Here is a 1,123-nt window from a genome sequence, read left to right as displayed (position 1 = left end):
CTCCGGCGCCGGCCCCGTGGCACCGGCGGGCCCGGCCCCGCGGCACCGGAGGGCCCGTCCCCGGAACGCCCGTGGCGCGCGGCCCACGTCAGGGCGGTCGGGCGCGGTGGGGCGACAACGCCGGAGGGGCCGGCGGCGTCCCGTACGGGTCACCACCGGCCCCTCCACCGCGTGTCGCGGCCGGACCGTTCGGCCTCAGCGGCCCTTGGGCATCTGCCCCTTCGGCATCCGCATGCCCTTCGGCATCGGGCCCTTCGGCACCGGCATGTTCTTCATCAGGTCGCCCATGGCGCGCAGCCGGTCGTTGATCTCGGTGATCCGGGCACCGGGCAGCACGCGCGGCAGCTTCATCAGCTTGCTGCGGAGCTTGCCGAGCGGGACCTGGCCCTCCTCGCGGCCGACCATGATGTCGTGGACGGGCACGTCGGTGACGACGCGCGCCATCTTCCGCTTCTCGGCGGCGAGCAGGCCCTTCACCCGGTTCGGGTTGCCCTCGGCGACGAGGACGATGCCGCACTTGCCGACGGCGCGGTGCACCACGTCCTGGCTGCGGTTGATGGCGACGGCCGGGGTGATGACGAACCCGCGCTTGATGTTCTCCAGCACGGCCGCGGCGGCGCCCGGCTGGCCCTCCATCTGCCCGTAGGCGGCGCGCTCCGCGCGGCGGCCGAACACGATCGCGGTGGCGAGCAGCGCCACCAGGAAGCCCAGGATGCCCAGGTAGATCGGGTGCCCGATCAGGAAGCCGATGGCGAGGACGACACCGAACGTCCCGAGGAACACACCGCCGATGACCCACCCGATCCAGCGGTCCGACCGCCGGGTCATCTTGTAGGTGAGACCGATCTGCCGCAGTCTGCCCGGGTTCTCGGGGTCGGCTTTCTTCTTCTTCCTCGCCATGAGTCCTCTTCTTGGTCCAGAGACCCCGGTCCGCTGCCGCGCAGCGGGGGCGCGGGGCGCCGGGGGTGCGGGCGCGGTCGGCGCACGTGGGGCCGAACAGTCACCCGCAAGTTTACGTTGCCGGAAGGCGGCGGACCCGTCCGGTGGGCAGCTGGTGCCGGATGGTGACCGGCGCGCCCCTCCGGAGCCGCCACGGGCGACGGCCCGGCCGTGTGGCCGGGCC

Annotated in this window: 1 protein-coding gene; it reads right to left on the bottom strand. The window is 73.6% G+C overall.

From position 1 onward, the window contains the following. Positions 1–195: 195 nt before the first annotated feature. A complete protein-coding gene (locus HCN56_RS25615; protein ID WP_167975041.1) occupies positions 196–900 on the bottom strand; it encodes a DUF4191 domain-containing protein in 705 nt (234 codons plus the stop codon). Positions 901–1,123: the final 223 nt, after the last annotated feature.

It is taken from the genome of Streptomyces lonarensis, assembly GCF_012033735.1.
Classification (GTDB): domain Bacteria; phylum Actinomycetota; class Actinomycetes; order Streptomycetales; family Streptomycetaceae; genus Streptomyces; species Streptomyces lonarensis.
The sequence above is the reverse complement of the archived record's forward strand: the minus strand, read 5'-3'. Positions and strand labels throughout refer to the sequence as shown.

Excerpts from the sequence above, each read along its gene's own strand:
- HCN56_RS25615 (WP_167975041.1), bottom strand. The coding sequence starts at position 900 with ATGGCGAGGAAGAAGAAGAAAGCCGACCCCGAGAACCCGGGCAGACTG.